This window comes from uncultured Nocardioides sp. (assembly GCF_947489365.1).
GTDB lineage: Bacteria > Actinomycetota > Actinomycetes > Propionibacteriales > Nocardioidaceae > Nocardioides.
The window spans coordinates 262,549-289,192 of sequence record NZ_CANLDB010000001.1; the positions used below are offsets into that span (position 1 = coordinate 262,549).

At 73.8% G+C, this 26,644-nt stretch carries 21 protein-coding genes; 14 read left to right on the forward strand and 7 right to left on the reverse strand.

Annotated elements, in window-relative coordinates; all coding sequences use genetic code 11:
• The first annotated feature begins 320 nt into the window (after positions 1-320).
• The 4 genes from Q0858_RS01285 (at position 321) to Q0858_RS01300 (ending at position 3,955) form a co-directional block, all read left to right on the forward strand.
• Positions 321-1,298 carry an ABC transporter ATP-binding protein gene (locus Q0858_RS01285; RefSeq protein ID WP_299050225.1) on the forward strand — a complete coding sequence of 326 codons (978 nt, stop codon included), beginning with the start codon at positions 321-323 and terminating at the stop codon, positions 1,296-1,298.
• Positions 1,295-2,089 carry an ABC transporter permease gene (locus Q0858_RS01290; RefSeq protein ID WP_299050228.1) on the forward strand — a complete coding sequence of 265 codons (795 nt, stop codon included), beginning with the start codon at positions 1,295-1,297 and terminating at the stop codon, positions 2,087-2,089. Before Q0858_RS01285 ends, Q0858_RS01290 begins: the two co-directional genes overlap by 4 nt.
• A 67-nt stretch (positions 2,090-2,156) precedes the next feature.
• Positions 2,157-3,344, forward strand: a complete 1,188-nt coding sequence (locus tag Q0858_RS01295) for a histidine kinase (RefSeq protein WP_299050229.1) — start codon at positions 2,157-2,159, stop codon at positions 3,342-3,344.
• Positions 3,341-3,955, forward strand: coding sequence for a response regulator transcription factor (locus tag Q0858_RS01300; protein ID WP_299050231.1), 615 nt, complete (start codon positions 3,341-3,343; stop codon positions 3,953-3,955). The genes Q0858_RS01295 and Q0858_RS01300 overlap by 4 nt, the downstream gene beginning before the upstream one ends.
• 1 nt (position 3,956) lies before the next feature.
• Here Q0858_RS01300 and Q0858_RS01305 read toward each other — a convergent pair whose 3' ends face one another.
• The gene (locus tag Q0858_RS01305) at positions 3,957-5,552 is read right to left on the reverse strand and encodes an alpha/beta fold hydrolase (protein ID WP_299050233.1); all 1,596 of its coding nucleotides are present in this window, start codon (positions 5,550-5,552) and stop codon (positions 3,957-3,959) included.
• A 76-nt stretch (positions 5,553-5,628) separates the two neighbouring features.
• Between Q0858_RS01305 and Q0858_RS01310 the strand changes: the two genes are divergently transcribed.
• The gene (locus tag Q0858_RS01310) at positions 5,629-6,102 is read left to right on the forward strand and encodes a hypothetical protein (RefSeq protein ID WP_299050236.1); all 474 of its coding nucleotides are present in this window, start codon (positions 5,629-5,631) and stop codon (positions 6,100-6,102) included.
• Positions 6,103-6,538: 436 nt separating this feature from the next.
• On the opposite strand, the gene Q0858_RS01315 is transcribed toward Q0858_RS01310, so the two are convergent.
• Both Q0858_RS01315 and Q0858_RS01320 read right to left on the reverse strand, forming a co-directional pair.
• Positions 6,539-8,032, reverse strand: coding sequence for a cryptochrome/photolyase family protein (locus Q0858_RS01315; RefSeq protein ID WP_299050238.1), 1,494 nt, complete (start codon positions 8,030-8,032; stop codon positions 6,539-6,541).
• Between the two features lie 24 nt (positions 8,033-8,056).
• Positions 8,057-9,457, reverse strand: coding sequence for a wax ester/triacylglycerol synthase family O-acyltransferase (locus Q0858_RS01320; RefSeq protein ID WP_299050241.1), 1,401 nt, complete (start codon positions 9,455-9,457; stop codon positions 8,057-8,059).
• A 250-nt stretch (positions 9,458-9,707) separates the two neighbouring features.
• Here Q0858_RS01320 and Q0858_RS01325 point away from each other — a divergent pair, with 250 nt between their 5' ends.
• From Q0858_RS01325 to Q0858_RS01345, 5 genes are all read left to right on the forward strand, one after another.
• Positions 9,708-10,400: a DUF1524 domain-containing protein gene (locus Q0858_RS01325; RefSeq protein WP_299050243.1), complete on the forward strand. Its 693-nt coding sequence runs from the start codon at positions 9,708-9,710 to the stop codon at positions 10,398-10,400.
• Between the two features lie 450 nt (positions 10,401-10,850).
• Positions 10,851-11,204, forward strand: coding sequence for a hypothetical protein (locus Q0858_RS01330; RefSeq protein ID WP_299050246.1), 354 nt, complete (start codon positions 10,851-10,853; stop codon positions 11,202-11,204).
• Positions 11,205-11,237: 33 nt separating this feature from the next.
• A complete protein-coding gene (locus tag Q0858_RS01335; RefSeq protein ID WP_299050248.1) occupies positions 11,238-12,353 on the forward strand; it encodes an FUSC family protein in 1,116 nt (371 codons plus the stop codon).
• Complete coding sequence (locus Q0858_RS01340) at positions 12,350-13,492, forward strand: DNA polymerase IV (RefSeq protein WP_299050251.1); 1,143 nt, start codon at positions 12,350-12,352, stop codon at positions 13,490-13,492. Before Q0858_RS01335 ends, Q0858_RS01340 begins: the two co-directional genes overlap by 4 nt.
• An 86-nt stretch (positions 13,493-13,578) precedes the next feature.
• Positions 13,579-15,048 carry a threonine/serine exporter ThrE family protein gene (locus Q0858_RS01345; protein ID WP_299050254.1) on the forward strand — a complete coding sequence of 490 codons (1,470 nt, stop codon included), beginning with the start codon at positions 13,579-13,581 and terminating at the stop codon, positions 15,046-15,048.
• On the opposite strand, the gene Q0858_RS01350 is transcribed toward Q0858_RS01345, so the two are convergent.
• Genes Q0858_RS01350 through Q0858_RS01360 form a run of 3 tightly spaced genes read right to left on the reverse strand, consistent with a single transcriptional unit; the run spans position 15,006 to position 17,961 of the window.
• Positions 15,006-15,545 (reverse strand): DUF402 domain-containing protein, encoded by a 540-nt coding sequence (locus Q0858_RS01350; RefSeq protein ID WP_299050256.1) that lies wholly within the window; start codon positions 15,543-15,545, stop codon positions 15,006-15,008. The two genes, Q0858_RS01345 and Q0858_RS01350, sit on opposite strands and share 43 nt — an antisense overlap.
• 59 nt (positions 15,546-15,604) lie before the next feature.
• A complete protein-coding gene (locus tag Q0858_RS01355) occupies positions 15,605-16,441 on the reverse strand; it encodes an SDR family NAD(P)-dependent oxidoreductase (protein ID WP_299050257.1) in 837 nt (278 codons plus the stop codon).
• Positions 16,438-17,961: an NAD(P)/FAD-dependent oxidoreductase gene (locus tag Q0858_RS01360; protein ID WP_299050259.1), complete on the reverse strand. Its 1,524-nt coding sequence runs from the start codon at positions 17,959-17,961 to the stop codon at positions 16,438-16,440. The genes Q0858_RS01355 and Q0858_RS01360 overlap by 4 nt, the downstream gene beginning before the upstream one ends.
• Before the next feature lie 52 nt (positions 17,962-18,013).
• Between Q0858_RS01360 and Q0858_RS01365 the strand changes: the two genes are divergently transcribed.
• Positions 18,014-18,616, forward strand: coding sequence for a TetR/AcrR family transcriptional regulator (locus Q0858_RS01365; RefSeq protein ID WP_299050261.1), 603 nt, complete (start codon positions 18,014-18,016; stop codon positions 18,614-18,616).
• Between the two features lie 340 nt (positions 18,617-18,956).
• Here Q0858_RS01365 and rocD read toward each other — a convergent pair whose 3' ends face one another.
• A complete protein-coding gene (gene rocD / locus Q0858_RS01370; RefSeq protein WP_299050263.1) occupies positions 18,957-20,183 on the reverse strand; it encodes an ornithine--oxo-acid transaminase in 1,227 nt (408 codons plus the stop codon).
• Between the two features lie 111 nt (positions 20,184-20,294).
• Here rocD and hrpA point away from each other — a divergent pair, with 111 nt between their 5' ends.
• The 3 genes from hrpA (at position 20,295) to Q0858_RS01385 (ending at position 26,552) form a co-directional block, all read left to right on the forward strand.
• A complete protein-coding gene (hrpA, locus tag Q0858_RS01375; protein ID WP_299050265.1) occupies positions 20,295-24,167 on the forward strand; it encodes an ATP-dependent RNA helicase HrpA in 3,873 nt (1,290 codons plus the stop codon).
• 52 nt (positions 24,168-24,219) lie between these two features.
• A complete protein-coding gene (locus Q0858_RS01380; protein ID WP_299050266.1) occupies positions 24,220-24,819 on the forward strand; it encodes a hypothetical protein in 600 nt (199 codons plus the stop codon).
• A gap of 272 nt (positions 24,820-25,091) precedes the next feature.
• On the forward strand, positions 25,092-26,552 hold the full coding sequence (locus Q0858_RS01385; protein WP_299050269.1) for an extracellular solute-binding protein: 1,461 nt from the start codon (positions 25,092-25,094) through the stop codon (positions 26,550-26,552).
• Positions 26,553-26,644: the final 92 nt, after the last annotated feature.

The window sequence follows — 26,644 nt, forward strand, 5'->3', positions numbered from 1 at the left end:
CGTGGCTCGTCGCTTGCGCTCCTCGCACCTCGACCTCCGGGGTGAGGTGACGACGCGCGCTCGCGGGCCGCTCGACCACCGGTGGGCGCTGCCGGAGATCGAGGTGTGAGGGCCGCCAGGCCCGAGCCACGAGATCCCGGCACCGGACCGGGGTGCTCACCGGGTGTCGACGACGCGCGCTCGCTGCGCTCGCGGGCCGCTCGACCACCGGTGGGAGGGCACCGACATGACACGTGTCATGCCCGACCGGTGAGGGACGCGGCCGGACCGATGACGCCAGGCACTGACCGCGGGGCCGGAGCAGCGGCAGTCTGGTGGACATGACGAACACACACCACGACCTGGCCGTGGAGGTCAGTGGCCTGCGGCGCTCCTACGGCTCCGGCAAGGACGCCTTCGAGGCGGTCCGTGGGCTCGACCTGACCGTCGAGCGCGGCACCATCACCGCCCTGCTCGGCACGAACGGCGCCGGCAAGACCTCGACGCTCGAGGTGATCGAGGGCCTCGCCCCCGCCACCGGCGGCGAGGTGCGCGTCCTGGGGATGGACCCGGTGGCCGACCGCCGCCGCGTGCGCCGGCGTACCGGGGTGCTGCTGCAGAGGAGCGGCTTCGCCGCGGACCTCACCGTGACCGAGACGCTGCGCATGTGGGCCAGCACGGTCTCCTCGCCGCGGTCCGTGCCCGAGTCCCTCGAGATGCTCGACCTGACCCACCGGGCCGACGTGAAGGTGTCCGGCCTCTCGGGTGGCGAGCAGCGCCGCCTCGACCTGGCCTGCACCCTGATGGGACACCCGGAGCTCGTGTTCCTCGACGAGCCCAGCACCGGCCTGGACCCCGAGAGCCGGCGCCGCGTGTGGCGTCTCGTCGAGGACCTGCGGGACGGCGGTGCCACCGTGCTGCTGACCACGCACTACCTCGAGGAGGCCGAGCGCCTCTCCGACCGGATCTCGATCATGGACGCCGGGCGGATCGTGCGCGAGGGGACGCCCGCCGAGATCGTCGAGGGCCACCCCTCCCACATCGAGTTCCAGAACGTCACGACGCCGCTGCCCGACCTGCCCGGCGCCCGCGTCGACGTCGGCCACACGCGCACCGTCATCGCGGCCCCCGAGCTGCAGCCGACGCTGACGGCGCTGCTGACCTGGGCCGAGGCCCAGCGGGTCACGCTGCCCGGCCTGGTGGCCCGCACGGCCACCCTCGAGTCCGTCTTCCTGTCCATCGCCGACTCCGGCCACGCGCCGTCCGAGCCGGCCGTCGCGGACAGCGACACCGACCACGACCTGGAGGTCGCCCGATGAGCACCACCACCGCACCCACCCCGGCCACCGGGCGCACGCCCAGCGCCACCACCCGCGTCCTCGGCCTGGCGCGCGCCAACCTGACCCTGCTGATGCGCAACAAGCTGACCGCCGGCTACGCGCTGGTCCTGCCGCTGCTGCCGCTGGCCCTGCTGCTGGGCGACCGCGGCAACGAGGCCCTCGTGTCGACCGGCCTCAGCTCGGCCCTGCTGATGGCCTTCCTCTTCCCGGTCTTCTACAACCTGCTGTCGGCGACCGTCACCCGCCGCGACGAGCTGGTCCTCAAGCGGATGCGGACCGGCGAGGTGAGCGACCTCGAGCTGCTCGCCTCCCTCGCCCTCCCGGGCGCCGGGATCGCCGCCGTGATGATGACGATCGCCGTCCCGGTCGCGCTGGCCCTCGGGGCGCCGATGCCCGCCAACGTCGTCGTGTACGCCGTCCTGGTCCTGCTGGGGATCGTCATGTTCAGCGCCTTCGGCTTCTGGACCGCCGCCTGGACCCGCAACGCCGAGGCCGCGCAGATGACGAGCTTCCCGGTCATCTTCCTGGCGATCCTGGGCTCGATCGCGCCCGTCCTCCCCGACCGCGCGGCCCGCGTCGTCGAGTTCACCCCGGGCGCCGCGATGGAGTCGCTGGTCGGCATCGGCTGGCTCGGCGTGGACGGCGACCAGGCGCTGTCGTTCGGCGAGACCTGGGCCGCGTCGGCCGAGCCGACGCTGGTCATGGTGGCCTGGGCCGTCCTGGCCCTGGTGCTGGCGCAGCGCTCGATGCGCTGGGAGCCCCGCCACTGACGCCCGCCGGGTCCCGACGGACCCTAGGCTTGACCCGCCGTACGACGACCGACGAGGAGGTGGACCGATGAGCACCACGGCCACCTCCTCGTCGGCGTCCGCCGCGGGCTCGGTGTCCCGGCGGCTCCCGCGCTGGCGGGACGTCAGCCAGGTCCGCCGGGCGGACCTGTACCTGCGGACGTCCTTCTACTGGCTCCTGTGGATCGTCCCGGGTTTCTTCGCGCTGGCCGGCGTCGCGTCGGTCGCGGAGCCGGTCTCGACCGCCGAGGCGCTGGTCACCGTGGTCGTCGCGGTGGCGTGCACCGCCGCGGGGACCGTCGCGCTGCGCGACGTCATGGCCCTCCACCCCCGGACCGGCCCCCTGCCCTGGCGGAGCCTGGGCGGTCTCGCGGCCGCCACGGCCGTCGCCGCGGTCACCGCCCTGGTCATCACCCCGCTCGCCGGTCCGCTGCTCATCGTGGTCACGGTCGTCGCCTCCCTCGCGGCCGGCGGCCTCCGCGACCGGCGGGCCTCGACCGTGCTGGCCCTGGCCCTCGCCGGCGTCCCGCTCCTCGCGACGGGCTCCGTCCCGATCACGGCGGTCTGCCTGGCCTACGGGCTGTTCATGATGTTCACCATCCGCTCCTCCCTGTGGCTGTACGGCGTGATCGCCGAGCTCGAGCGCGCCCGCCAGGCCCAGTCGGCCCTGGCCGTCGCCGAGGAGCGGCTCCGCTTCTCCCGCGACGTCCACGACGTCATGGGGCGGCGGTTGTCGACCATCGCCGTGCAGGCGGAGCTCGCCTCGTCCCTGGCCCGCCGCGGCGACGGCCGCGCCGCCGAGACGATGCTCGAGGTCCGGTCCGTCGCCCACGACGCGCTGCGGGAGGCCCGCGAGCTCGCCCGCGGCTACCGCGAGACCGACCTCGACACCGAGCTCGAGGGTGCCCGGTCCCTGCTGGCCTCGGCCGGGATCACCGGTGAGGTGGCCGTCGACGACGTCGCCGAGCGCTGGCGCGAGCCCGCTGCCTGGGTGGTCCGCGAGGCGGTCACCAACGTCCTGCGGCACTCGACGGCGAGCCGGGTCGCGATCACCTGGGACTCCACCGGGCTGAGGGTCGCGGACGACGGGGGCACGTCCCAGCCCCCCGGCGACACGGCACCGGGCTCGGGCCTCGTGGGGCTCGCCGAGCGGCTGCGCCCGCTCGGCGCGCGGCTGGAGGCCGGGCCGGGCGAGGGCGGGTTCGTCGTACGCATGCTGACGGAGGGGGCGGAGTGAGCGGGACGATCCGGGTGCTGCTGGCCGACGACGAGAACCTCATCCGGGTCGCGCTGGCCCAGATGCTGGACCTCGAGGAGGACATCGAGGTGGTGGCGCAGGCCTCGACCGGCGACGAGGCCCTCGCGCAGGCGGCCCACGCCCGGCCCGACGTCGCCGTCCTCGACCTGCAGATGCCCGGACCCGACGGCATCTCGGTGGCCGAGCGGCTCGCGTCGTCGCTGCCGGACTGCCGCTGCGTCATCGTGACCAGCCACGGGCGGCCCGGCTACCTCAAGCGCGCGCTCGCGGCCGGCGTCAAGGGGTTCCTGCCGAAGACCACCTCGGCCGAGACGCTCGCGTCGGTGGTGCGCAGCGTCCACGGCGGCGGGCGGCACGTCGACCCCGAGCTGGCGGCGGAGGCGATCAGCGCCGGCGACAGCCCGCTGACCCCGCGTGAGGCCGACGTCCTCGAGCTTGCCGCGGACGGCTCCCCGGTCGACCAGATCGCCACCCGCGCCTCCCTGTCGCCGGGGACGGTGCGCAACTACCTGTCCAGCGCGGTCATGAAGCTCGGTGCGGCCAACCGGCACGACGCCGCCGCGACGGCACGCCGCATGGGATGGATCTAGCTCAGGCCCCGCCCTGACGCCCGCCGACGACGGGCAGGTGCACCCGGACGTCGTCCAGCGAGACCACGCCCGGTGTCCGGCTGCCCATGCCGGCGAACAGGTCGGACGTCGGGGTGGCGAGCAGGTACAGGTTCTGCCCGCGCGGGACGTCGACCGCCACCGCGGGCAGCCTGATCCGGCGGGGCTCGCCGGTCACGGGGGACGGCTCGGAGACAGGCAGCACGTTGTTCTGGACGATCTTCGCGTCGGCCGGTGACGTGCCGACCGCGAGGGCGTAGAAGGCGCGGTTCCCGACGCCCAGCGCGGTGAGGTCGGCGGTGACGAAGGGCTTGCCGGCGATCCGCAGCGGGCCCTGGGCGACCTCGGCGGTCACCGGCACCCCCGCGGCCGTCGTGGTGGCCAGCGGCCCGTCGAGGCGCACCGTGCGGTCGGCCTGCACGCCCGACACCGTGGTGCAGCGGGCGCCACCGGGGGCGGCGGTCGCGAGGTGGTACTTGCCGTACCCCCGCAGCCCGGTGTCCCGGCCCCGCAGCTGCTCGTCGAAGAACCGCACCGTCAGGTCCTGGAACGTCCCGCCCGCGAGCCCCCGGCTGCAGGGGTCGCCCGCCACGCCCACGCCGGCCGGGAAGAGCGACGGCAGCGTGTGGCCGCCGTTGTAGCCCACGAAGAGGCTGCGTCGCTTCGCCGCCGGGGTCAGGGCGCGGGCGAACGTGGTGAGGCCCTCCTCGAGCGGGAAGAGGTTGTCGGTCGCGCCCTGGCCCACCAGGACCGGGATGTCGAGCCGGCGTCCCTGCGCGACGTGGTAGCTCGGCCCGTTCTTCGCGAAGAACGACACCAGGTCGGGCCCGGCCGGGTCGCCGTCGGGCAGCTCACCCTCGGCGGCGCCCAGGGCGAGACCGGCCAGCACCTCCTGCGGGACGTCGTTCGCCCCCGCGGCCGACAGCGCGAGCGCCCACTCGGTGCGGACGACGCCGTCCGGGGCGAGGGAGCGGCGCAGGTCCCACCAGGTGATCTCGGGGGCGAGCGCGTCGAAGACGGGCTTGCCGCGGCGACGGAGGGCGTCGAAGGCGCCGAGGTACTGGTAGCCGCCACCGTACGAGCCGCCGATCGCGCCCATCCGCGGGTCGCCGGGACCGTCCTGGCGGATCCACCGCGTGCCGGCGAGCAGGGCGACGAGGCGCTTGACGTCCTGGCCCTCGTAGCGGGGGTTCTCGACGTGGGCCTTGCCGCCGGACTCGCCGAACCCGCGCTGGTCGAACGACAGGACGGCGTACCCGCGGGACAGGAAGGGCTCGAACGCCGCCGAGTCCGTCGTCCGCGAGCCGCCCCAGCCGTGGCTGTGCATGATCACGGGCCGCGGGGTCCGCGCCGTGGCGCCGGCCGGGCGGAACAGGGAGTAGCAGATCGACACCGGGGCGGGGGTCTCGGTGTCCCCGACCGAGTCCAGGCACCCGTTCCGGACGGTCACCCCGGCCCGCGGCTCCGGCGCGGTGCCCACGGCGCCGAACGACGACGGGGGAGCGGCGGCGAGGAGGCCGGCGGCGAGCACGCCGCCGAGGAGAGCGCGGGCGGAGCGGACGAGGAGCGGTGAGCTCACGGGAGCCTCCAGACGGGTCGGTACGAGGTGCAACGGGTCACACCGGCCCTGGGTTACGGACGAGTAACCTCGGCGCATGGACGCCGGACGAGCCGCCCGCATCGCCAAGCGGAGCGCGACCCTCGCCGTGAAGTACGGCCCCCAGGCCAAGCTCGCCTGGGACAACGGCGGTCGCAAGGCGGCCGACGCCGCTGCCGCCCGGGTGACCCTGGCCCGGCACCGCCGTCACGCGTTCACCGAGGCCGACACCCTCAAGGACGGCTCGGTGCTCCGCGTCGCCCCCGGTGGCGTCGCGGCCTACGTCGTGCTGTCCGGCGACGACCCCGTCTCGGTCCACCCGCCCGCCGCCGAGGGCACGCCGCCCCTCGCCGAGCTGGTCGCCCGCGCCGACCTCGACAAGCGCGTCACCCCCGAGCAGGAGCGCACCCGCCGCGCCGCCCGCCGTGAGCGCCTGCGCCCCCGCCGCCCCCGCCGCCCCCGCCGCCCGGCCCCCGACTCCGCCACCCGCTCCGGCAGCGACCCCCAGGCCCTCCCACCCCCGGACGCCTAGGCGTCGAGTCGGCACCTCTGCGCAGCCTGAGGTGCTCGAGTCGGCACGTCTGCGCAGGCTCAGGGCGTCGAGTCGGCACGTCTGCGCACCTGTACGACGTCGGGTCGGCTGGAGGCTGCACGAAGGGACACAGTTCGCCTCGTCAGTGGGTGCGCCGGTGCGGCCTGGTGCGGTGTGAGGCGGCGAGGGAACTCGCCGGGTGTCGACGTGTGTGCGTTCGTGCAGCCGACCCTGGGGGTCCTCGCGTCGAGGGTGGCGGCGCCACGCGCGTGTGGCGCGCCGGTGGTCGACGTGGTCGACGGGGTCGCGAGGCGGAGGGTGCACATCGTCACGGAGTAACGCGACCACGGCTCCCGACCGTGATCGGACCACGCGGCCCACACGACCAGCAGGAGAGCCCGAGTCGGCACGTCTGTGCAGGCTCAGGGCGTCGCTGTCAGCCCTGCAGCCAGCGCTTCGCCTCCTCGGCGTGCGCCTCGCGCTTCTCGGTCTTCATCTTGTCGAGGGTCCGGACGGTCATGGCCGTGCGCGGGTTCGAGGTGAACCCGTCGCGGTGGTCGTCGACGAACTGCCAGTAGAGGGCGTCCCAGGCGGTCGCCCAGTCGCCCTTGCCGAAGTCGCTCATCTTGCGGACGTAGTTCGAGCCCGACACGTACGGCTTCGTCGTGATCAGCTCGCCCGCGGCGAACTGGCTCATGGCGTAGACGTTGGGGACCATCACCCAGTCGTAGGCGTCGACGAACATCTCCATGAACCACTCATAGACCTCGTCGGGGTCGATGCGCAGCAGCAGCATCGCGTTGCCGAGGATCATCAGCCGTTCGATGTGGTGGGCGTAGCCGGTCTCGAGGATCCGCTCGATGACGCGGTCGACGGGGTCGAGGCCGGTGTCGCCGGTCCACCAGCCCTCGTCGAGGCTGCGCGAGAGGTGGAGGATGTTGCGGGTCCGCATCCCGCGGCCGCGGGCGACGTACGCCCCGCGCATGTACTCGCGCCAGCCGATCACCTGCCGCACGAAGCCCTCCAGGCTCGACAGCGGTACGTCGTGGTCCTGGGCGTGGCGGACCACCGTGTCGACGACCCGGCGCGGGTCGAGCAGCCCGGTGTTGATCAGCGGCGACAGGGCGGAGTGGAAGATCCAGGTCTCGTCGGCGGCGATCGCGTCCTCGTAGGGTCCGAACAGCTCGAGCCGGTCAGCGCAGAACCGCTTCAGCCACCGCTCCGCGACCTCGTGGGTGACCGGCCACGCGAACTGCTCGGGGTCGCCCGGGTTGTCGGCGAACTCCTCGGCGACCCAGGCAACGGCGTCCGCGACCTCCGGGCGTCGCTGCACCCGGGGCATCGCGGGGATCTCCAGGTCCTTCGGCAGCGACTTGCGGTTGTCGGCGTCGTACGACCACTTGCCGCCCACGGGGGAGTCGCCGTCCATGAGGATGTCGAGGCGGCGGCGCTGCCACTCGTAGAACTTGTACATCCGCGGCTGCTTGTCACCGAACTGGTCCAGCACCTGCTCGCGGGTGGTGAGGAAGCCCGGGGTCTCCAGGATCTCGAGCTCGGCGCCCGCCTTGCCGACGACCTGGCGCAGGTCGCGCTCGAGCCAGTCGTCGACGACGTCGAAGCAGCTGACCTCGGTGACGCCCCGGTCGGTCAGCAGCGCGGCCAGCTGGTCGTTCGTGCCGTGGTCGGCCTCGCTGGCGACGTACGCCGTGGTGAAGCCGGCGTCGGCGAGCTTGGCCTCGAAGACCGTCATGCTCGCCCGGTGCAGCACCAGCTTGTGGGTGTGGAAGCGGTACTGGCGGAAGAACAGGTCGGGCTCCACCAGGACCATCAGGGTCCCGTCGCCGTCCTTCGGAGCGTCGAGGTGCTCGACGAACAGCTGGTGGGGCATGACGAGGCGGGCGGCGACCATGCCCTGGTGGTTCCCCCGCACCGCCCCACCGACACCCGGACCCCGCTACAGGCCGGCGGCCTTCTCCAGCGACGCCAGCTCGTCGTCCAGGTGGGTGAGCAGGCGCTGGAGCCTGGGGACGGTACGGCGGCACCCGGTGACGCCGAAGCCCATGTTGCCGTCGTACGACGTGCAGGTGATGTTCAGCGCCATGCCGTGGATCGGGATCGAGAGCGGGTAGAGGCCGTCGAGGCGGGCGCCGTTGAAGTACTGCGTCTCCTTCGGCCCCGGCACGTTGGAGATGATCACGTTGAACGGCGGCCGCACGATGTTGTGCATCCGCAGCATGGGCGTGACGATCGCGGGCGCCAGGCCCACCGCGGTCATGGCGACGATCTGCGCCGGCGTCATCGACGACAGCGCCTGCTTGCCGTCCTGCATGGACCGGTGGATCGAGACCAGCCGGTCCTCGGGGTCGGCGAGGTCGGTGCCGAGCTGGACCATCACGGAGCCGACGGCGTTGCCGCCGTCGGCGGACGCCTGGTGGACCTTCTTGGCGTTGAGCCCGACCGGCACCATCGCGACCAGCGGCCGGTCCGGGAGGGCGTCCTGCTCGAGCAGGTAGGACCGCAGGGCGCCGCTGCACATGGCGAGGACGACGTCGTTCAGGGTGGTGTCGGTGGCCTTGCCGACCGCCTTCATCCGCTCCATCGACCAGTCCTGCGCGGCGAAGCGCCGGGAGCCGGTGATCTTCTGGTTGAAGATCGTGTGCGGCGCGTGGAGCGAGATCGCCGAGGTGTCGTTCTTCAGGCCGCGCGCCAGCGTCCGGACGAAGGCGCTCGGCATGCCGGCCGCCTCGGCACTGAGGGCGAACGCGGTGCGCAGCGCCTCGACGGGGACCTCGGCGAGACCACCGCCGGAGGACTCCGTGGGCTTCCGGCGGCGACGGTTCGCCGCCGACCAGGGGGCGGGCATGTCACGCTCGTCGGGATCCGTGGACAGGGTGCTCTGGACGAGCCGCGACGCCGCGACCCCGTCGACCAGGGCGTGGTGCATCTTGGTGTGCAGCGCCATCCGGCCGTCGCGCAGACCCTCGATGAGGGTCGCCTCCCACAGCGGCCGCTCCCGCGCCAGGCGGGTGCTGTGCAGGCGCGAGCAGAGCTCCAGGAGCTCGCGGATGCGGCCCGGCTTCGGCAGCCCCGAGTGGCGGACGTGGTAGTCGATGTCGAACAGGTCGTCGGTCTCCCAGACCCACTGCCCGGCCGTCGCCGCCGAGCGGTGCGGACGGCGCAGGAACAGCGGCGCGATCTCCTCCTCCTCGCGGAGCTGGGCGTACATCTCGCGGGAGTAGGAGCGACCGGCGCCCTCGGGCTTCGCGAACAGCTGGAGACCGCCGACGTGCATCGGCATCGCCCTGTTCTCCGCGAAGAGGAAGGCCAGGGACGTGGGGTCGAGCGGGGTGACCACCGGGGCGGCTCCTGTGCGGGGAAGGGACGGGACCTCCGTCGATCATCGCGCGCCAGTGGTGACCGTCACAAGGGCGTGTGAGGTGTTCGGTCAACGTCTGTTCACCAACGGGACACCACCGGCTCGCCGCGAGGTCGCGGCGTCCGAGGGGAAACCCTTGATCCACCCCGGCGTACGCCGTCGCACCTCCCGTCGGCGTCGGCGCTGGGGCAGGGTGTCGCCGACCGCCCTCCACTCTCGGGAGCCCCTCATGTCCCTCCGCCCCACCCTGTCCGCGGGCGCCGCAGCCCTCGCCGTCCTCGCCGGTGCGCTGCTCGCCGGCCCCGCTGCCGCCCCGGCCGTGTCCGCCGACACGTCGCGTTCGGCGTCCGCGGAGACGTACTCCGCCCCTCTGCGCACCGCGGTGCGCGACCTGGCCGTGGCCACCGAGGTCCGCACCGGCTACGACCGGGACCTGTTCCGCCACTGGGTGGATGCCGACGGCGACGGTTGCGACGCCCGCCGCGAGGTCCTCATCAGCGAGGCCGAGGAGCGGCCCACCGTCGGCTCGGGCTGCTCGCTCACCGGGGGCCGCTGGTTCTCCTACTACGACGGGGTGTCCCGCACGAGCGCCTCCGACATCAGCGTCGACCACATGGTGCCGCTGGCCGAGGCCTGGGACTCCGGCGCCCGCAGCTGGGACTCCTCGACCCGCCAGGCCTTCGCCAACGACCTCGGCGACTACCGCTCGCTGGTCGGGGTGACGATCTCGTCGAACTCCTCCAAGTCCGACTCCGACCCGGCGGGTTGGCAGCCCGGACGCGAGCAGTGCCGCTACGTGTTCGAGTACACCGCGGTGAAGGTCCGCTGGCGCCTCAGCGTCGACAGCGCCGAGCGCAGCGCGCTCATCTCGCGGGCCGACTCCTGCTCCGACCGCACCCTCACGGTCACCCGCGCCCGCTGAGGCGGCGCGCACCGGGGTCTCGACGACGCGGACTCGCTGCGCTCGTCGGCTGCTCGACCACCTGGGATGCCCGGTGGGGGAGCAGCATGCGAGCGAGCGCGCGCACCGCTGGTCGAGCAGCTCGCGAGCCCCGGCGAGCGCGCGTCGTCGAGACCCGGCGAGGCGACCGGCGGTGCCACCTGACATCGGAGGCGATCGCTGTCTGTGAGCGACAGTGATCGCCTCCGTTGCCGAGCACGGGGGTCTCCACGACGGACTCGCTGCGCTCGTCGGCTGCTCGACCAGCTCGGTGGGTCGCGGCACGCCGTACGACGTCCACAGGCGCCGGGTCGTACGAGTGCTCCACAGGCCCCCGTCCGAGGCCCCCACGGAGGGGTCGAACGTTCCTAGCGTCCTCCGCACGACAGCCCCGCCGGACCGCCCGGCGGGGCCGACACGGAGGAGACAGACATGGGACGCACCACCCTCACCGCGGTGGCCACGACCGCGGGGCTGCTCGTCGGCGCGATCGTCGGCCTGACCGGAGCGGCCGCGGCGGACGAGCCGTCGGCCACCGGCTCGTGGCGGCCCCCGGGGCACACCATCGTCAAGGTGACCGGGGACGCCGCGAACGGCTTCACCGTCCACCGTCACGACGGCACCGCCCTGCACCCGCCGACGACGTCGGAGTCGATGGCGGAGTGCGGCGAGTACGACACCAAGGTCGCCCGCGTGCGCTGCCGCACCGAGGTGCGGGTCTGGTACCGCGACCTGGGGGCCACCAAGACCGCGATCAACTGGGCGCGGTACGACGCCCGGCGGTGACCCGCCCGCGGCCGCCTCTGGCACGATCGCGGCATGGAACCGCTGGGCCGGGCCCGGGACTGGGGAGCGCGCGGGCGTGACTCGGGTCGCGCGGGGGTGGGCCGCTGGCGGGCGAAGTGGTGGCACGTCGGGCAGTGCGCGATCGCCGCGGCGGTGGCCTGGTTCATCGCCGCCGACCTGCTCGGCAACCCGAACCCGTTCTTCGCCCCCGCCGCGGCGGTCCTGAGCCTCGGGACGTCCTACGGCCACCGGCTGCGCCGCGTGGGGGAGGTCGCGGTCGGGGTCGCCGTCGGCGTCCTCGTCGGGGACCTCCTGGTCTCCGTCGTCGGCGCCGGCGCCTGGCAGGTCGGGCTGATCGTCGCGCTCGCGATGTCGGCGGCGCTGCTGCTCGACGGCAGCCCGCTGCTGGTCAACCAGGCCGCGGTGCAGGCGATCATCGTGGCGACCCTGCTGCCGGCGGACGTCTCCGCGGGCTTCACCCGGTGGGTGGACGCCCTCGTGGGCGGGGCGGTGGCGCTGGTCGCCGCGACCGTGGTGCCGCGGGCGCCGCTGCGGCGACCGCGGCTCCAGGCCGGGGAGGTGCTGCGCAAGGTCGGCCGGCTGCTGCGGGCCGCTTCGGAGGTGATGACCTCGGGGGACGACGGCCCGGCCACGGCGCTGCTCGCCGACGCCCGCGACACCGACCACCTGGTGCGCGAGCTGCGCAGCGCCTCCGACGAGGGCCTCGCCGTGGTCAAGGTGTCGCCCTTCCGGAACCGGCACCGGCCGGGCCTGGAGCACATCGCGGAGCTGGTGGACCCCATCGACCGGGCGCTGCGCAGCACACGGGTGCTGGTCCGTCGCGCCGCGGTCGCCGCCCACCGGGGGTCGCGGCTGCCCACGGCGTACGCCGGACTGTGCCGGGAGCTGGCCGACGCCTGTGACGTCACGGCGGGGGAGCTGCTGACGGAGGGCGCCCCGCTGCAGCTGCGGGAGCGCCTGATCACGATCGGCGCGGCGACGTCCCAGGTCGAGCGGACGGGCGACCTGTCCGCCGAGGTCGTCCTGGCCCAGATGCGCTCGGTCGTCGCCGACCTGCTCGTGCTCACCGGCATGACCCCGATCGAGGCCACCGACGCCATCCCGCCCATGGCGGAGCGGGAGCGGTGAGCCCCGGCGGGGCGGGCCCCGTCGGCCGGGTCGGACCCGGCGGCCCCGTCCTGCACGTCGACCTCGACGAGTTCGTCGCCGCCGTCGAGGTCCGCCGCCGCCCCGAGCTGGCCGGGCTGCCAGTGGTCGTCGGGGGACGCGGCGACCCCACCGAGCGGGGCGTCGTCGCGACCGCGTCGTACGCCGCCCGGGAGCACGGCGTGTCGTCGGGGATGCCGCTGAGGGTCGCGGCCCGCAAGTGCCCGCACGCGGTGTTCCTCGCCGCCGACCACGCGGCGTACGACGCCGCGAGCGTCGAGGTGATGGACACCCTGCGGACCCTGCGCTGGGGCGGGGAGCCCGTCGTCCTGGAGGTGCTGGGCTGGGACGAGGCCTTCCTCGCGCCGCGACCGTCCGTCGCCACCGCGGACGGCCTCGGCGACCCGGTGGCGTACGCCGACGCGGTGCGCACCGCCGTCCTTGGCGCGACCCGGCTGCACTGCTCCGTCGGCGTCGGCGACAACAAGCTGCAGGCCAAGCTCGCGACGTCCTTCGGCAAGCCCCGCGGGGTGGGCCGGCTGGTCAGCGCCGACTGGGCCGAGGTGATGGGGCCCCGGCCGGTCGACGCGCTGTGGGGGATCGGCCCGGGGTGGGCGCGCCGGCTCGGCGAGCTGGGGATCCGTACCGTCGCCGACCTCGGCGCCGCCGACGTCCACGTGCTCGCCGAGCGGCTCGGCGACAGCACCGGCCCGTGGCTGCGGCGGATGGGCCGGGGGGTCGACACCTCCCCGGTCGACGACACCCCGCGGGTCGCGGTCAGCCACGGCCACGAGACGACGTACCAGGTCGACCTCGAGACCCTGGACGAGGTGCACGCCGGTCTCGCGGAGCTCGTCGCGCGGGCCCGCGAGGACGTCCTGGGTGAGGGACGCGCGGTCGCCCGGGTGGGCCTCAAGATCCGGTTCGTGCCCTTCACGACGTTCACCCGGATCCGCAAGCTGCCCGAGCCCAGCACGGAGGCCGAGGTGCTGCTGGAGGCCGCCGTGTCGCTGCTCGACCGGGTCCCGACCCGACGTGAGGACGGGTCGCTGCGCAAGGTCCGGCTGCTCGGCGTACGCCTCGAGATGACCCCGCCGGGGAGCACGACCGACGGTCCCTGAACCCGCCCGTGTGCGTCGTGTCACCGTGCGCCGGGGACGGCCGCGTCGGTTGGCTCCGGGGCCCCCAGGACTGTCACGCTTGACCCATGCTCGACACGCACCACCGGCTCGACCGCGACACCCCGCAGGACACCCCGCAGGACACCCGGAACGACGCCCCGCAGCCCCCCGACCACACCCTCCCCATCGAGGTCGACCGCACCGTGGACCGCACGACGACCCAGGTCCTCGACCTGTCGCTGCGCATCGGCGAGATGCTCCTGTCGAGCGGCGCCGGCGCCGCCGACGTGACGGCCACGATGCAGTCCGTCGCCATCCACTACGGCGTGCGGCAGCCCGAGATCGACGTCACGTTCACGTCGCTGTCGATGAGCACCCAGCCGGAGCCGTACGTCGCGCCGATCGTCGTGATGCGCCAGGTCAAGCAGCGCGACATCGACTACGCCGACCTCACCTCCGTCGACGTCCTCGTCAGCGACATCCTGCTCGACCGCGTCGACCCCGCCGAGGCCCGCAGCCGGCTCGCGCGGATCACCTCGACCGGCCACACGACCAAGCGCTGGGCGATCACGCTCGCCTGGGGCGTCATGTGCGCCGGGGTCGCGCTGCAGCTCGGCGGCGACCTGCCCGTGATGGGCAGTGCCTTCGTGGCGGCGATCGGCATCGACCGGCTGCAGCTGGTGATGGCGCGCCGCCGGTTGCCGTACTTCTACCAGCAGGTCGCCGGCGGCGGCTTCGCCGCGATCCTGGCGATCCTGGCCGCCAGCGCCAGTGGCGACATCGACCCCTCGCTGGTCGTCACCGCGAACATCATCATGCTGCTCGCCGGCATCGGCTTCATGGGGGCGTTGCAGGACGCGCTGTCCGGCTTCTACATCACCGCGGGGGCGAGGCTCACGGAGGCGATCCTCGCGACCGCGGGCATCATCGTCGGCGTCAGCGCGGGCCTGACCGTCACCGAGGTCGTCGGGCTGGCCCCCGAGCGCCTGATCCCCGGGCGCACCTCCATCGAGCAGCTGCTGGTCACCGCACCGGGGGCGGCCGTGTGCGCCGCGGCGTTCGCGGTCGCCTGCTACGCCCCGTGGCGGGCCATCGCGCCGATCGGGGTGATGGCGGCCGTCGCGTTCGGCGTCAACCAGGTGGTGTTCTCGGCGACGTCGTCGAGGCCGCTGGCCACCGGGATCGGTGCGTTCGTGGTCGGGCTCGTCGCGTTCGGCGTCGCGGGCAGGGTGCGGGTCCCCCCGCTGGTGGTCGCCGTCCCGGCTGTCGTCCCGCTGCTGCCGGGCCTGTCGATCTACCGCGGCCTGTCGCTGCTGACCGAGGACAGCGAGATGGTGTCCTCGGGCCTGCTGTCCATGATCACGGCCATCACCGTCGCCCTGGCCATCGCGTCCGCGGTGATCCTGGGGGAGTACGTCGCGCAGCCCCTCAAGCGCGAGGCGCGACGGCTCGAGAACCGGTTGTCCGGGCCGCGCCTGGTCGGACCCTTCCGCGCACGGTCGGTGCGGGCCGACTACCGGCCCGACGAGCCGGCGGAGGACGGGCCCCCGGCATGAGCGAGCCGCTCCAGCCAGGCCGCCGCCGTGCCGTCGTACGGCGGGAGGCGGGCCGCCACGGCGGCGTGGACCCGCTCGCAGGCCTCCGTGGCGGCGGCCACCACGAGGGGCGGGTAGGCGAGCGCGACCCGGTGGGCGGCGAACTCGTCCTCGTCGTCGACCCAGGTGCGTCCCGACGCGCCGCGGACGACGTCCAGGTCGAGGTCGAAGGCGTGCAGCTCGCCGTCGTCCAGGTCGGGGGGCGTGCTGATGTCGACGTACACCCCGTACGGCGTGCCGGGGGCCTGGAAGGACGGCAGGCACCAGTCGTCACCGACGAGGTGCACCCGCGGCCGGGTCTGCAGGTACGACGCGCCGGGTCGCTCGAAGCGCGTGCCGACGGCGCTGCCGAGCCAGAGCCCGTGCTCGTCCTCGCCGAGGACGACGGTCTCGTAGGTCCAGTGCGGCGAGCCGTCCCACTTCGCCATCCGCACCCGCACCCGCTCCGGCAGCGTCACCCGGCCATCCTCCCGGACGGCGGGGCGGGCGCGGCGGACCCGGTCCGTGCGTCGGTCGATCAGCCCCGACGGGCCGGCATCATCCGCTTCGTCAGGCGGGCGGTGACGTCCTGGTAGCGCGAGCCGACCGTCTTGGCGGCGTGGTGGATCAGGTGGGCGTCGATCCCGACCAGCACCCGCGCCTTGTCGCGCAGGATGCCGCGCACGATGATCTGCGCGGCCCGCGCCGGCTCCATCTTGGCCAGCTTCTCCTCGAAGAGGACGTCGATGGCCTCGGCGTCGCTGCCGAGGGTCTTGCGGCCGTTGCGGGAGATGCCGGTCTTGATGCCGCCCGGGTGGACGCAGGAGACACCGACCGGGTGCTCGCCGACGAGCATCTCCTCGCGGATCGCCTCGGTGAAGCCGCGCACGGCGTACTTGGAGGCGTTGTAGCCGGTCTGTCCGGGCACGCTGATCAGGCCGAACAGCGAGGAGATGTTGACGAGGTGGCCGTCGCCGGAGGCGATGAGGTCGGGCAGGAACTCGCGGGTGCCGGTGATCACGCCGTCGAGGTTGATGGACATGATCCAGTCGAACTCGTCGGGGGTGGTGTCGAGGAAGTCGCCGGTCATGGTGACGCCGGCGTTGTTGACGACGACGTTCACCCGGCCGAAGTGCTCGCGCACCGCGGCGGCGTACGACGAGAAGGCGGCGCGGTCGGCCACGTCGAGGCGTGCGGCGTGCACCAGCGGCGAGCCGGCGGCCTTCGCGAGCTCGACGGTCTCGGCGAGCCCGGTCTCGTTGACGTCGGACACCGCCACCTGGGCACCGAGGCTGGCGACCTCGACGGCGAGGGCGCGGCCGATGCCGGAGCCGGCGCCGGTGATCACGACGACCTTGTCGGTGAGCGTCTTCATGCGGGGATCTCCTCGGTGGTGGTCCGGTCGGTGCGGTCGGTGCGGGGCGCCTCGACGTCGTACGCGGCGACGTCGAAGGCGGCGGTCTGGCGGCGGAAGGTGAAGGTGGCCCGCGGCCACAGCGTGGTGTTGCGGCCGTGGTCGTCGAGGTACCAGCTGGCGCACCCGCCGGCGGACCACACCGTGCCCTCCATGCGGTCCTGCAGGTCGGCGTTGTAGCGCTCCTGGACGTCGGCGCGCGGCTCGAGGGCGGCGTACCGGTCGCGGCGCATCGTGGCGATCGCCTCGCGGATGTAGGCGACCTGCGACTCGATCATGAACACCATCGAGCTGTGACCGAGCCCGACGTTCGGCCCGACGATCTGGAAGAAGTTCGGGAAGCCGTGGACGGTCGTGCCCTTGTACGCCGCCATCCCGTTGCGCGCCCACGTCGCGCCGAGGGTCTCCCCGCTGCGCCCGCGGATGTGGTGGGAGATGGGCTGGTCGGTGGTGTGGAACCCGGTGGCGACGACGAGGACGTCGATCTCGCGCTCGGCGCCGTCGGCGGTGACGACGCCGGTCGGCGTGATCCGCGCGATCCGGTCGGTGACCAGCTCGACGTGGTCGGAGGCCAGGGCGGGGTAGTAGGCGTTGGAGATGAGGATCCGCTTGCACCCGATGCGGTAGTCCGGGGTCACCTTGGCCTTGAGCTCCGGGTCCTTGATGGCCCGCGCGATGTTGGCCTGTGCGAGGGCCTGCGCCGGGGCGGCGAGCCGGGGCTCCTTGGTGAACGCGGGCACGTAGCACTCGCGGCCCCAGTAGATCGCCGTCCGGTAGACCTTCTGGATGCCCGGGAGGTGGCGGAACGCGAACCGCTCGACGGCGGTGTACTCCCGGTCGTTGCGGGGGATCACCCAGGGCGCGGTGCGCTGGTAGACGTCGAGGTGGCCCGCGACCTTGGCGAGCTCGGGGACGATCTGGATCGCGGAGGCGCCGGTGCCGATGACGGCCACCCGCTTGCCGGTGAGGTCGACCGAGTCGTCCCAGCGGGCGGAGTGGAAGGTCTGTCCGGCGAACGACTCGATGCCCTCGATGTCGGGGAGCCGCGGCTCCGAGAGGCCACCCGCACCCGAGACGAGGGTGGTCGCCGTGAGCTCGCCGGCGTCGGTCGACACCCGCCAGTGCTGCTCGGACTCGACCCAGGTCGCCTCGAGCATCGTGACGCCGAAGCGGAAGCGGTCGAGCGTGCCCGACTCCTGCGCCACCCGGCGGATGTAGGCCTGGATCTCCGGCTGGGGCGAGAACGACATCGACCAGTCGGGGTTCGGCGCGAAGGAGTACGAGTACAGCTGGCTCGGGACGTCGCACGCCGCACCGGGGTAGGTGTTGTCACGCCAGGTGCCGCCGACGTCGTGGCCCTTCTCGATCACGAGGAAGTCGCGCTCGCCGTCCTCGTCGAGCTTGATGGCCATCGCGAGGCCGGCGAACCCGGCGCCCACCACGAGGTGGTCGACGTGGCCGCTGAGCGTGGTGTCGGTCATGGCACGACGGTAGGGGCGTTATTGAACGAGCGTCAACAGTTAGGGTGGAGATGTGTCCGCCACCACGCACGCCGGCCGTCGCGCCCGCCTCGCACCCGAGGCGCGGCGCGCGCAGCTGCTGGACCTCGGCGTACGGCTGCTCGCGACCCGCTCCGTCGAGGAGCTGTCGGTCGAGGTGCTCGCCGAGGAGGGCGGGGTGTCCCGCGGGCTGCTGTACCACTACTTCGGCGGCAAGCACGCCTTCCACGAGGCCGTCGTACGACGGGTGGCGGACGAGCTCATCGAGCGCACCGCGCCGCCGGCCACCGGCGACCCGGTCGAGCGGCTGCTCGCCTCCGTCGACGCGTACGTCGGCTACGTGGTCGAGCACTACGACAGCTACCTGTCGCTGGTGAAGGGCGCCTCGAGCGGCAACCCGACCGTCCGCGCCATCCACGACGAGGTGCTGGCGGCGATGACCGACCGGATCTTCGACGAGGACGACGGCCGGACCGTCCCCGACACCCCCGGCGCCCGCCTCATGGCCCGCGGCTGGTCGGCCATGGTCGAGGAGGTCGTCCTCGGCTGGACCGCCGACCCTCGCGGCATCACCCGCGAGAACCTCCTGCTCTCCCTCGCGGCGTCCCTGCAACACCTCGTCGACTCCGCCCCCTAGGAGCCGAGTCGGCCCGAACGCACTCCCCAGGGACGCCGAGTCGGCCCGAACGCACGGCTCAGGGACGCCGAGTCGGCCCGAACGCACTCCTGAGGGGTGCCGAGTCGGCCCGAACGCATCCCTCGGGGCGCCGAGTCGGCCCGAACGCACTCCTCAGGGGCGCCGAGTCGGCCCGAACGCGGTCACGGCGCTGCCGTTCGGCTCGGCTCGAGCCTGCTGAGCTGCGCAGATGTGCCGACTCGGCGTCCTCAGACTGCGCAGACGTGCCGACTCGGCGTCCTCAGGCTGCGCAGACGTGCCGACTCGGCGTCCTCAGGCTGCGCAGACGTGCCGACTGGGCTCAGGCCTGGACGACGTCCACCAGCTGGTCGAGGCCCCAGGAGAGGTCCTCGGCGGAGACGACGAGCGGGGGAGCGAGGCGGATGGTGGAGCCGTGGGTGTCCTTGGCCAGGACGCCGCGGTCCATCAGGGCCTCGCAGACCGCGCGGCCGGTGCCGACGGCGGGGTCGATGTCGACGCCGGCCCACAGCCCGCGGCTGCGGACGGCGTGGACGCCGTGGCCGACGAGGGCGTCGAGGCGCTCGCGCATCAGGTCGCCGAGCTCGAGCGCCTTCGCCTGCAGCTCGCCGGTCGACAGCAGCGAGACGACCTCGCGGCCGACCGCGCACGCCAGCGGGTTGCCGCCGAAGGTCGAGCCGTGCTGGCCGGGGCGCAGGACGCCGAGCACGTCGCGGTCCGCGACGACGGCCGAGACGGGGACGATGCCGCCGCCGAGGGCCTTGCCGAGGATGTAGACGTCGGGGACGACGTCCTCGTGGTCGCAGGCGAACGTCTTGCCGGTACGGCCCAGGCCGGCCTGGATCTCGTCGGCCATGAACAGCACGTCGTTCTCGGAGCAGATGTCGCGCACGGCGCGCAGGTAGCCGTCCGGCGGGATCAGCACGCCGGCCTCGCCCTGGATGGGCTCGATCATGACGGCGACGGTGTCGCCGTCGATGGCCTCGCGCAGCGCGTCGGCGTCGCCGTACGGCACGTGGACGAAGCCGGGCGCGAACGGGCCGAAGCCGTTCTTCGCGTCGGGGTCGTCGGAGAAGCCGACGACGGTCGTGGTGCGGCCGTGGAAGTTGCCGTGGGCGACGATGATCTTCGCCTGCCCGTCGGCGACGCCCTTGACCTGGTAGCCCCACTTGCGGGCGACCTTGATCGCGGTCTCGACGGCCTCGGCGCCGGTGTTCATCGGCAGGACCAGGTCCTTGCCGGCCAGGTCGCCGAGCTCGGCGCAGAAGGCGCCGAACTGGTCGTGCACGAAGGCGCGGCTGGTCAGCGTGAGGCGGTCCAGCTGGGAGTGCGCGGCGCGCAGCAGCGCGGGGTGGCCGTGACCGAAGTTGAGGGCGGAGTAGCCCGCCAGGAGGTCGAGGAAGCGACGTCCGTCGACGTCGGTCATCCAGGCGCCCTCGGCGTGCTCCACGACCACCGGGAGGGGGTGGTAGTTGTGCGCGGTCCGCGAGTCCGCCAGGGCGGCGAGCTCAGGGGTGCGGGGCTCGCTGGCAACAGAGGTGGTGGTCATGTTTCGCCTCCTTCGGCGTCGAGTGGCCGCGGCTCCTGGGAGGGGTACGACGACGTACGGCGCGGCCCGTCCACGGTAACGCCCGCCGGCCCGGACGCCGCATCGCGGAGGGTGCGTCAGAATGGGCTTGCTGTGCGCATCCACTTCCCGCCCGAGCTGCCCGTCTCGGGCCGCCGCGACGACATCGCCGCCGCGATCCGCGACCACCAGGTCGTCGTCGTCGCCGGCGAGACCGGCTCGGGCAAGACCACCCAGCTGCCGAAGATCTGCCTCGAGCTGGGTCGCGGCCGGGGACGCCGTGGCAAGGACGGGAGGGGCGGCCTGATCGGCCACACCCAGCCCCGCCGGATCGCCGCCCGCAGCGTCGCGGAGCGCATCGGTGAGGAGCTCGGCACGGGCCTCGGCGACGACAGCCCCGTCGGCTACCAGGTCCGCTTCACCGACCGCACCTCGAGCGCGACCCGGGTCAAGCTGATGACGGACGGCATCCTGCTCGCCGAGCTGCAGCGCGACCGGATGCTGAAGCGCTACGACACCCTCATCATCGACGAGGCCCACGAGCGCAGCCTCAACATCGACTTCCTGCTCGGCTACCTCAAGCAGCTGCTACCGCGTCGGCCGGACCTCAAGGTCGTCATCACCTCCGCGACCATCGACCCGCAGCGGTTCGCCGAGCACTTCGCCGAGCCCGACGGCACCCCGGCGCCGATCATCGAGGTGTCCGGGCGCACCTTCCCCGTCGAGGTCCGCTACCGACCCCTCCTCGAGCTCCCGGAGGACGACGAGGAGGGCGAGCCGGTCCAGCGCGACACCACCGAGGCCGTCGTCGACGCCGTCCGTGAGCTGTCCCGCGAGGGCCCCGGCGACGTCCTGGTCTTCCTGCCCGGCGAGCGCGAGATCCGCGACACCGCGGACGCGCTGACCGAGGCCCTGGGCGGCGGGGACCGCGGGCCGTCGCGCCTCGAGGTCCTCCCGCTCTACTCCCGGCTCTCCGCCGCGGAGCAGCACCGCGTCTTCGCACGCCCGACGAGCAACGTCGTGCGCCGCGTCGTCCTCGCCACCAACGTCGCCGAGACGTCGCTGACCGTCCCCGGCATCCGGTACGTCGTCGACTCCGGCGTCGCCCGGATCAGCCGCTACTCGGCACGCACCAAGGTCCAGCGGCTGCCGGTCGAGGCCATCAGCCAGGCCTCCGCCCGCCAGCGCTCCGGTCGCTGCGGCCGCGTCGAGGCCGGCATCGCGATCCGCCTGTACTCCCAGGAGGACCACGACGCCCGCCCGGAGTTCACCGACCCCGAGATCCTGCGGACCAACCTCGCCAGCGTCGTCCTCCAGATGGCCGCGCTCGGCCTCGGCGAGCTCGGGGACTTCCCGTTCGTCGAGCCCCCCGAGAACCGCGACGTCACCGCCGGCGTCCAGCTGCTGGAGGAGCTCGGGGCGATCACGGGAGAGCGCGGACGACGGCAGCTCACCGGTCTGGGCCGCAAGCTCGCCCGCCTCCCCGTCGACCCCCGCATCGGCCGGATGGTCCTCGAGGCCGAGCGGTTGAACGTCGTCCGCGAGGTCCTGGTCATCGCCGCCGCGCTGTCGCTGCAGGACCCCCGTGAGCGTCCCCTCGAGCAGCGGGCCCAGGCCGACCAGCTCCACGCCCGCTTCCGGTCCGAGACCTCCGACTTCCTGTCCTGGCTCGCCCTGTGGCGCTACCTGCGCACCCAGCAGCGCGAGCTGTCCTCGAGCGCCTTCCGCCGGATGTGCAAGCGCGAGCACCTCAACTACCTGCGCGTGCGCGAGTGGCAGGACTTCGAGTCGCAGCTGCGCCAGGTGACCAAGGAGATGGACGTCCGCCTCGGGCCCCAGCCGGGCGGCGACGACGAGCCCGACGCCGACGGCGTCCACCAGGCCCTGCTCTCCGGGCTGCTCAGCCAGATCGGCCTGCTGGAGGAGCGCGAGAAGGCCGCGCCCGGCGCCCCGCCGAAGGAGCGCCGCCGCGGCCCGCGGGAGTACCTCGGCGCCCGCGGCGCCCGCTTCGCGATCTTCCCCGGCAGCGGGGTGGCGCGGAAGAACCCGCCGTTCGTCATGGCCGGCGAGCTCGTCGAGACCGGGCGCCTGTGGGGCCGGCAGGTCGCCGCCGTCCAGCCCGAGTGGGCCGAGCGCCTCGGCGCCCACCTGGTCAAGCGCACCTACTCCGAGCCCCACTGGTCCAAGCGCCGCGGCTCGGTCGTCGCCCGCGAGCGCGTCACCCTGTACGGCGTCCCGCTGGTCGCCGACCGCCTCATCGGCTTCGGGAAGGTCGACCCGCAGCTCTCGCGGGAGCTCTTCATCCGCCACGCCCTCGTGTACGGCGAGTGGCACAGCCGTCACCGCTTCCTCGCCCAGAACGCCCGGCTGCTGCGCGAGGCCGAGGAGCTGGAGCACCGCGCGCGGCGCCGCGGGATCGTCGTCGACGAGCACACCCTCTTCGACTTCTACGACGCCCGCGTCGGCGCCGAGGTCGTCTCCGGGCCGCACTTCGACACGTGGTGGAAGGCCGAGCGGCGCAAGCGCCCCGACCTGCTCACCTTCGACCCCGCCATGCTCACCCGCGACGAGGCCGCGGTCGACGCCGACGAGTTCCCCGACGCCTGGGCGGCGCCGGGCAGCGGCGGCGGGGACGGCCTCACCTTCGACCTGCGCTACCACTTCGAGCCGGGCGCCGCCGACGACGGCGTCACCGTCGACGTCCCGGTCGCGACGCTGAACCGGGTCAGCGACGAGGACTTCTCCTGGCACGTGCCAGGCCTGCGCCACGAGCTCGTCACGAGCCTGATCCGCAGCCTGCCCAAGGCGCTGCGGGTGAACTTCGTGCCCGCCCCGCAGCGCGCCGCCGAGTTCCTCGACGCCGTCCCCGCCGGCGACGAGCCGCTGCTCGACGCCCTCGAGCGCCACCTGCGGGCCACCACCGGCGTCCACGTCCCCCGCGACGCGTGGGACTGGGACAAGGTCCCCGACCACCTCCGCCCCACCTTCCGCGTCCTCGACGCCGCGGGGTCCGAGGCCGCGCGCGGCAAGGACCTCGAGGCGCTCAAGGCCCCGCTGCGCGGCGAGTTCGCCCAGGCCGTGCAGGAGGCGGCGGACGAACGGACCGTGAGCGGGCAGACGTCCTGGACCTTCGGTGCCGTCGAGACCTCCGGCACCTGGACCCGCGGCGGTCACGAGGTCCAGGCGTTCCCCGCGCTCGACGACGAGGGCACCACGGTCGGGCTGGGGGTCTACGGCACCGCCGACGAGGCCGAGGCCCGCCACCGGCTCGGCGTACGACGGCTGCTCGCGCTCGCCGTGCCCACGCCGACCAAGGCGCTGCTCGACGACCTGACCACCGCCCAGAAGCTCGGGCTGGCCTCGACGCCGTACCCGACCGCCGCGGCGCTGCTCGACGACCTGTCGCTGGCGGTGCTCACCGACGCCGTCGACTCCTGGCCCGGCGGGGCGGCCGCCGTCCGCGACGAGGCGTCGTACGCCGCCCTGGAGCGCAGCGCCCGCGACGGCCACCGCGAGCGGGTGGCCGCGGCACTGCCCGAGGTCCTGCGGGTCCTCGAGCGGTGGCGGGAGGCCCAGAAGGCTCTCGGCGGCCGGGCCGAGATGGCGCAGCTGCCCTCGCTGACCGACATGCGGGACCAGCTCGCCGGCCTCGTCGGCCCGGGCTTCCTCGCCGAGGCGGGTGCCGCGCGGCTGCGGCGGGTCGGCGTCCACCTCCAGGCGCTGCTGGTCCGCCGGGAGCGCCTCGAGACCCACGTCGCCGAGGACCGCCAGCTGATGGCCCAGGTGACCCCGGTGGCCGAGGCGTGGCGCCACCGCGTCGAGGCGCTGCCGCCGGGCCGCCCGATGGGTGCGGACCTCCGCCGCGCCCGGTGGCTCCTCGAGGAGCTGCGGGTCTCGACCTGGGCCCAACGGCTGGGCACCGCCGAGAAGGTCAGCGACGCCCGGATCCGCAAGCTCCTCTCCTGACCCGGACCGGCCGGCCGCGCCACGGCCAGGGTCGGGGTGCTGGGATGGGGGTGTGTCCGACTCACCCCGCCAGCACCACCGCCCGGTGCGCCCCGGCAACGACTACTTCGACGCCCAGCCCGGCGGCGTCGACCCGGCGGGGCTGGCCGAGGCCGCCGACCGGGCGGCGACGCTCCTGGTCCGCGGCGTGCGCGGCACCGACGACGCCGGCATGGTCGACCGGGTGCTGCACCTCGCGGACACCGAGGGCCTCGACGCCCTCGCCCAGGTGTGGTCCCAGTCGCCCGCCGACTCCCTCGCCGGGTGCCTGTGGCGCCTGTACCTGCTCCGCTCCTGGGTGTACGCCGACCCCGTGACCGTCGCCCGCGAGTACGCCGCGGGCCGTGGCGCCCAGGTCGCGCGCGTGGTCGCCGGGGTCGCCGAGCCGCCCGGGCCCGACGAGCTGCGGGCGATGGTCGACGAGGTCCTGCGCGGCATCGCCGTCAGCGACTTCGCGGACGTGCTCCTGCGGGCCGCGGCCTTCGCCCGGGTCGTCGCGACGGGTCGCGCCCAGCTCGACGAGGCGGCGCCGGAGCAGGCCGCGCGGATGCTGCTGCTGTCGGAGCAGCTCGAGGCCTCCGGCCACACCGAGCTCGCGGCGGGGCTCGTCTGACTCCTCGGCGCGACGGGCTGTCGTCGTGCCCGGGTCGGCTGTAAAATACGAGAGACGGCACATCGGGCCGCGGCAGCCCCGGGTCCCAACTGAAGCCGCTATGAGCGGCCACGCGCCGTGAGGCGCTCCCGGTCCGATGTGTCGTCACAGTCGTTTCACAGCCCCTCGGTCGCGCGCGGTGCGGCGCGGGGAGGTCGGCGGTGCTCTGTAGGGTGGCCGCTCCGGATCGTCCGCGGCCCGGACTCGGTTCGGGAGTGCGGGAGGGCACGGGTTTGTCAGCGCGTCAGCAGCACACGGCACGTCGCCCGTCCCGGTCCCCGCGGGCCGTCCGCCGTACGGCGGTCCGGTCCCTGGCCGCCCTCGCCGTGCTCGTCGCGACCGTCGCCTGCAGCCCCGAGGCCGCGGACCCGCCCGAGGCCGAGCCGTCGCCGGGGGAGCCCCCCGCCAGCCTGAGCTTCGGCATCGCGGCCTCCGACGCGGAGGCCGAGGCGTGGGAGCGCGTCGCGGGCGACTTCGACGACGACGCGGGCACGACGGTCGAGACCACCCGGCTGCCCTCCGGCGCCGGTGCCCTCATCGCCCAGGCCGAGGCGGGCTCGTTGCCCGACGTGTTCCTCGCGGACCGCGGCGAGATCGCCACCCTGGTCGAGGACGACCTGGTGCAGCCGGTCGACGAGCTGCTCGACGAGCGGGGCGTCGACTTCGGCGACGACTACGCCCGCGACGCCCTCCAGGCGCTGAGCAGCGACAACGCACTGCAGTGCATGCCGATCGGCATCTCCCCGGTGGTCGTCTACTACAACACCGACCTGATCGACTTCGACCGGATGGCCGCCCGCGGGATCGAGGGGGCCCAGTCCACCGACGGCTGGAACCTCCAGCAGGTCACCAACTCCGCGCAGTTCGCCACGCGCCCCGCGCGGGGCACGCGCGGGATCCACGTGGACCCCACCCTGCGCGGGTTCGCCCCGTGGGTGCTCGCCGCCGAGGGCGAGGTGTACGACGACGTCGCCGACCCGGTCTCGACGGACTTCGCCTCCGAGGAGACCCAGGCGGCGCTCGAGACGTTCCTGCCGCTGCTGCGGGACCGGTCGCTGACCCTCACCGACGAGCAGCTGGACCGCCGTACGGGCGTCGAGTGGTTCGAGGCCGGCCGCCTCGGCATGATCACCGGCACCCGCTCGCTCGTGCCCCGCCTGCGCCAGGCCGACGACCTGTCCTTCGACGTCATGCCGGTCCCGTTCCTCGGCCAGAACGCCACGATCGGCGACGTCACCGGCATCTGCATGTCCGCGGACACCGAGGACACCGCCGCCGCCGCGGACTTCCTCGTCCACGCCCTGTCCGCCGAGTCGCTGGGCCGCGTGGCCCGCAAGGGAGAGCTCGTCCCGGCGAACCTCGAGGTGTCGGTGTCCGACGACTTCCTGCAGCCGGCTCGGCAACCCCGCAGCAGCAACGTCTTCACCGAGAGCGTCCGGGACATCGTCCTGTCGCCGCTGATCGACACCGGCGACGAGCTCGCGGCCGCCGTGAACCCGTCGCTGCAGGAGATGGTGCGGGAGCCCGTGCTCACCCCCGAGGACCTGCAGACCCTCGGCGTCGAGGCGGACCTGGCCTCCCGGGAGGTCCTCACCCCCGGTGACCTGGACGCCGACGGCACCCCCGACGCCGAGGACGACGAGGACGACTCGGGCCTCGAGCTCCCGTCGGAGACGCCGGACCCGGCGGGCTAGACAGCGGCCACGGTCGCCCTTCGACAGGCTCAGGAACCGGCGAGGCCGTGACGCCGCGCAGATCGAGCGACTGCGGGTCGAGATCCGGTGAG